Source organism: Undibacterium sp. FW305-107, from assembly GCF_058788535.1.
The window spans coordinates 284,380-290,379 of sequence record NZ_JBYTAV010000002.1; the positions used below are offsets into that span (position 1 = coordinate 284,380).

Annotated in this window: 5 protein-coding genes and 1 tRNA gene; 5 read left to right on the forward strand and 1 reads right to left on the reverse strand. The window is 50.0% G+C overall.

Annotation, left to right across the window (positions count from 1 at the left end):
• Positions 1–243: 243 nt before the first annotated feature.
• The 5 genes from AC3WQT_RS05405 to AC3WQT_RS05425 all read left to right on the forward strand — a co-directional run bounded on the left by AC3WQT_RS05405 (position 244) and on the right by AC3WQT_RS05425 (position 5,375).
• Entirely contained in the window at positions 244–2,556 is a 2,313-nt protein-coding gene (locus tag AC3WQT_RS05405; RefSeq protein ID WP_492702779.1) for a TonB-dependent receptor, read from the forward strand.
• Between the two features lie 93 nt (positions 2,557–2,649).
• A complete protein-coding gene (locus AC3WQT_RS05410; protein WP_492702780.1) occupies positions 2,650–3,750 on the forward strand; it encodes an alpha-hydroxy acid oxidase in 1,101 nt (366 codons plus the stop codon).
• A 27-nt stretch (positions 3,751–3,777) separates the two neighbouring features.
• Positions 3,778–4,461, forward strand: coding sequence for a Fe2+-dependent dioxygenase (locus tag AC3WQT_RS05415; protein ID WP_492702781.1), 684 nt, complete (start codon positions 3,778–3,780; stop codon positions 4,459–4,461).
• 28 nt (positions 4,462–4,489) lie between these two features.
• Complete coding sequence (locus AC3WQT_RS05420; RefSeq protein WP_492702782.1) at positions 4,490–4,771, forward strand: PepSY domain-containing protein; 282 nt, start codon at positions 4,490–4,492, stop codon at positions 4,769–4,771.
• A gap of 61 nt (positions 4,772–4,832) precedes the next feature.
• The gene (locus AC3WQT_RS05425) at positions 4,833–5,375 is read left to right on the forward strand and encodes a cytochrome b/b6 domain-containing protein (protein ID WP_492702783.1); all 543 of its coding nucleotides are present in this window, start codon (positions 4,833–4,835) and stop codon (positions 5,373–5,375) included.
• Positions 5,376–5,659: 284 nt separating this feature from the next.
• On the opposite strand, the gene AC3WQT_RS05430 is transcribed toward AC3WQT_RS05425, so the two are convergent.
• A tRNA-Asn gene (locus tag AC3WQT_RS05430) sits at positions 5,660–5,735 on the reverse strand.
• Positions 5,736–6,000: the final 265 nt, after the last annotated feature.

Sequence of the window (6,000 nt, forward strand, 5' to 3'; positions counted from 1 at the left end):
TCCGCCTAAATTCCTGGATTTGCACAAAAGTATAAGTATTTAACATTTGAAATGTGAATGATATTGATTCTCATTGTCAACATATATATCATTCGTATTAGTTTGTAATTAGCTGTACCGAGCTACAAAATTAATATCTTATTTATAATATTTTGCTCCATGCAATCAAGGATCTACATGAAACATTCGCAAGCTCAAAAGCCAAAAAGCCTACGTGATACTGACGAGCCGGTATTTAGCTCAATGAAGAAAACGACTCTGGCATTGGGTATATCCAGTGCGATGTTGATGCCTGTGCTTGCGACGGCACAAGATACAACGCCTCCAGCTGCCAAGACACAAAAAGATGGGCAGAAGCTGCCAGAAGTGGAAATCCTGGGTAAAAGGCGCGAGTCCAATCCCAATGCGGAAGTGGGTGCCCCTTATAAGGCAAAATCCTCTGCCGATTCACGTCACACCCGCCCACTGGCAGAAACGCCACAGACTATCTCTGTATTGACGCGCTCTGCTATTGATGACTCTGGCCTGACGGACTTGAAACAAGTGCTGGGCGCACAGCCTGGCATCACCCTGGGTACTGGTGAAAACGGTAATGCCTTCGGCGACCGCTACATCATTCGCGGTCAGGAAGCACGAAGCGATGTTTTCGTTGACGGCTTGCGTGACCCAGGTATGTCGACACGTGAAAGTTTCGCCATTGAGCAATTGGAAATTTCCAAAGGCCCAAATTCAAGTTTTGCTGGCCGCGGTACAGCTGGCGGTGCGATCAATGCCATCACCAAGCAAGCGACCCTGGATCACGATTTTGAACGTGTTTCGGTAGGCGTAGGCAGTGATTCACAAAAACGTGTTACTGCTGATATCAACAAAGGTTTCGGAGACAATTTCGCGCTGCGTACCAACTTGTTGTACGGCGATGAAGATGTACCAGGCCGTTCACCATCCAACCGTTCACGCAAGGGTATCGCATTGTCCGGCTTGTATGAAGCCAGCAAGGACTTCTCTGTCACACTTGACTACTATGGTCTGCGTACCAAAGATACATCACCAGATTTGGGTTACTACCTGACAGGGACAGTGCCAAATCGCGTACCGGCAACAAATGTACCAGTCTATGCACAAGCAAATGACTTCCTCAAATCTGATGTTGACACGCTGACTGCCCGTGTCAACCTGGCTTTTGCCCCTGATCTCAAGCTCACCAGCCTGACGCGTTATGGCAAATCCAATAATGGCTATGTCACAACAGGTGCATCCTCTGCAACACGTTATAACGGCACCACAGGTGTGGCTTACACAACGGGCGTCCTTGATGGTGGCCACACTGGCTGGCAAGATATCGATTACTTTGCTCACCAGAGTAATCTGCGCTGGGATAAGCTGATCGGTGGCATGAAGCATGAGTTCATCTTCGGTGCAGAATATGCTGATCACAAAGTTGTATCAGGCACTTATAGCATTACCAATACTGGCACATTCAACTGTAAAACCACTGCAGGTGTTGGTGCCAATAATGGCTATTGCTTCACCGACAGCAATGGTACGCCAGTTGCCAACTTGAATAATCTCTCTGGCCGTAACTATGCGCGCCTGGGCTGGAACCAGGACTGGCATATCAAGGCGCTGGCGCTGACCGCGATGGATACTGTCGACCTGACAGACAAATTCACAGCTTTCGGTGGTCTGCGTGCCGATTCATTTGACCTGGATCTGATCCGCCGCAATAACACAACTGGCGCTATTACTGGCAGCTATGGTTACAAAGACACACTGTTGAATGGTCATCTTGGTCTGAGCTACAAGATAACTCCTAAACTCATCGTTTACGGTTCTATCGCCAGTGCGCAAGATATCAATGGTGGTGAAGCTGACTCTGGTACCAGCAGTGGTTATGGTGGTGCGGTGTTGTATCAAAACCAGATCGCTGGTGCCAAGCCAGAAACTTCGGTCAACTATGAGTTGGGCCTGAAATGGAATTTGTTGGATGACAAACTGCTGGCAACAGCAGCATTGTTCCAGACCAAGAAGTCTGACGTCATGGAAGGTGCCAACTACGACACAGTCGGTACATTCAACACAGGTAAAAACCGCGTGCAGGGCGTTGAATTTGGCCTGAGTGGGAACCTGACAGAAGACTTGTCCGTGCAGTTCGGTGCAGCGTTCCTGGATTCCAAAGTACTGGCTTCTGCAACTCCTGCGAACATCGGTAATCCTTTGAGTAACTTTGCCAAGCAAACTTTCTCTGCGCAGGCCAAGTACCAGTTGACGAATGCCTTCTCGTTTGGTGGTGCAGCACGTCATGAAGGTGATCGTTGCGGTGGGCAGCCTGATACTGCAGCGGGCTACACCGCAACTGGCCAGTGTTCGCAACCTGTGCCTTCATTCACTGCCTATGACATATTTGCTGCGTATCGTTTCTCGCGTCGCTTTGATGTCCGTGTGAATGTATTGAATGTCACGAACAAGGACTACTACACAGCAGTTTATCGTTCAGGCTCATTCCTGTATAAAGGTGATGCACGCGCAGTACGCTTTACGCTGAACTACGAAATGTAATCCATTGACGGCAAACAAGAACTCATTCATCTATAGGGAGTGGGTTCTTTTGATTCAGCTAAAATAAGGGTTCTTTGTTGATAATTTTCATTGATGAATAACCCATCCACACCTGTCATTCCACCAGAGATACGCTGTGCTCAAGACTATGAACTTGTAGCACAGCGTATCATGGCAGAATCAAGCTATGCCTACGTTGCTGGTGGTAGTGGGCGTGACCTGACTGTCGCTGCCAACCTGGCAGCCTTTTCGCAATGGTCGGTTTATCCGCGCGTATTGCGCGATGTCACCGGTGGACATACCAAAGTCACGCTGGGCAATCAAACTTTTCTTCATCCTGTTTTGTTAGCACCAGTTGCTTTTCAAAAGCTGGCACATCCTGCTGGTGAAATTGATACCGCCCGGGCTGCCAGAGCCACGGATAGCTGCATGGTCTGCAGCACCTTGTCATCCAGTCTTTTGGAAAATGTAGCGCATGCTGCCGGGCCGCATAAATGGTTTCAACTTTATTTTCAATCCAGTCGTGACGATACGCGCAAATTGCTGGCAAGGGCTGAAGTGGCTGGCTATAGCGCCATCGTCGTAACACTGGATGCATCGATACAGGTGGCTAGCGCACGCGCGCTGCAGGCCGGATTCTGCATGCCAACCGATTGTGTGGCCGTGAACCTGCAAGAGATCAATGTGGGCAACCCTGTTGAACTTTCCGCTGATGATAGCCGGATTTTTCAGGGGGCAATGCGTGCGGCGCCAACATGGTCTGATCTGACCTGGCTGATGGCAGAGACATCTTTACCTGTATGGGTAAAAGGTGTCTTGCATCCTGATGATGCGCTGGCACTGAAAGCAGCAGGTGTTGCCGGTATTGTTGTTTCTAATCATGGTGGCCGTAGCCTGGATGGTGCACCAGCCAGCTTGTCAGTGCTGCCTGCAATCCGCGCTATGGTAGGCGGCGATTTCCCTTTGTTGCTGGATGGTGGCATCCGTTCCGGCTCTGATATTTTCAAGGCTTTGGCTTTGGGAGCGAATGCTGTTCTGATCGGTCGCCTGCAAATGTATGCGCTTAGTGTTGCTGGCGCTCTGGGTGTGGCGCATATGATCAAGCTGTTGCGTGAAGAGCTGGAGATATGCATGGCCCAGGCTGGATGCGCTACGCTGGCTGATATTGATAGTGGTGCTTTGCTGCACTGTTAATGAATTGATGGAAGACAAGGCAGGCTTATGCTAAATGTGATTGAAGGTGTCCTGAGTAAGGATGAAGTCCGGCAGTTCCGTGCACATCTGGATCAGGCTGACTGGCAGAGTGGCGCACGCACAGCCGGCACACTCGCGCTGCAAGTCAAAAATAATTTGCAGATAGACGACGATTCGGAGCTGGCGATTCAGTTGGGCAACCATATCCTGCGCAAACTTGGTGAGCATCCTGTGTTCATTTCTGCTGCCTTACCGCAAAAAATTTACCCGCCAAAATTCAATCGTTATCAGGATGGTGGTGGATATGGGCTGCATGTGGACAGTGCCGTGATGATGATGCCCGGCACCCGTCAAAACTTGCGCAGCGATATTTCGGCAAGCTTATTCCTGGCTGAGCCTGAAGAGTATGATGGCGGAGAGCTGGAAATTGAAACGGATTTTGGAGCGCAGACCGTCAAGCTTGAAGCTGGTGACATGGTGCTCTATCCCTCATCCAGTCTGCACAGGGTAACGCCTGTGACGGCGGGTGCAAGGGTAGCTTCGTTTTTTTGGATAGAAAGCATGGTCAGTGACGACGTTGAGCGTGCCATGCTGTACGATCTTGATCAAGCCATCCAGAAATTGACCCCACTGGTCGATGCGCAAAATAACGCACTCTTAAGACTCACGGGTATTTATCATAATTTATTGCGCCGCTGGGCTATTACTTAAACTTGTTTTAACTTATCAGGAGCCATCCATGACAATAATCAAACGATCCATTTTTGCTGCATTTGTCCCATTGGTATTCGCCATGTCATCTGGCAGTGCCTGGGCTCATGGTGATGTCAAATGCACCAACGAGCCAAAAGAAAAATGGCGCCCGCATACAGAATTGGAAGCAAAGCTGACCAAGGAAGGCTGGCAAATCCGTCGCATGGAAAAAACCACCAGCTGCTATGAGGTGTACGCCAAAGATCCTAAGGGCAAGCGTGTAGAGGCATTCTTTAACCCGGTCACATTCGAACGCGTTGAAGAATAAGCTGCCGGTCCGGGACATGCCTGTTCAGGACGTGTCTGCTCGGGACGTGTCTGCTCGGGACGTGTCTGCTCGGGACGTGCCCGTCTGGGATTTACCCGTGCGCCTGATACATTGGGCGCAGGTTGCCGCTATTGTGGTCGCCTGGATCACCAGTGCTCAGATCGGGCCAGTCCACGAGTACGTGGGCTATGGCGCAGGCTTGTTAGTCCTCATGCGCCTGGTGTGGAGTGGTATCGGCAACCGCTACGCACGTTTCACTCAATTTCTTAAATCGCCATCGGCTACATTCGCTTACTTACGCCTCGTCATCAATTCCAAAGCACCACGTTATATCGGCCACAATCCCCTGGGTGGCTGGATGGCTGCTGCACTTCTGCTTTGCGTGGCTTTGCTGGCATTGACAGGCTGGGCCATGGGTACAGATATGCTGTGGGGTTATGCCTGGCCAGTACGTGTGCATGTCGCCATTGCCTGGACCATGGTGGGCTTGATAGGCTTGCATGTGCTGGGTGTCGTACTCACCAGTTGGCAGCATCGTGAGAACCTTGCCAGAGCGATGATTTTCGGCAGTAAGGTGGCGCCAGAGCCAGGCGATGTCGACTAATGCCTAATGCAGCCCGTGCCGACCAATATATTGTCTGAGCTCTTTTTGAATTGATCGTTGTGGGATTTGCTGCGGGAGAGGGGGAAATGCTTGTACGATTTTCTTTGCCCGGGATAGTACGTCAACCGGTATTTGTTCATCTGAGCTGCTACTAGCCACTATTTTTACGCCGCGTACATAAAAAGCATGGCTCTTGAAACTCTGTGCTACTAGTCTGCCATGCCTGGAGGGCAGGGCGGAAAAAAAAGAGTTACTGGCCTTGGCAAGTAACTCTTTTCTAAATTTGGCTCCCCGACCTGGACTCGAACCAGGGACCTGCGGATTAACAGTCCGTCGCTCTACCGACTGAGCTATCAGGGAATAGAAGATGCAATGATCTTCATTAAACTTTTACAACATTCTTTTTGGCAGTGATTTTTGTCAAGTTCACTGCTCACTTCAATCTCTTGCTGCAAAACCCTATCAGGATTTTGCTTTTTTCTGTCCTGCCAGACAAATCCGGCGGAAAAAAAAGAGTTACCAGCTTTAGCAAGTAACTCTGCTTTTACAAATTTGGCTCCCCGACCTGGACTCGAACCAGGGACCTGCGGATTAACAGTCCGTCGCTCTACCGACTGAGCTATCA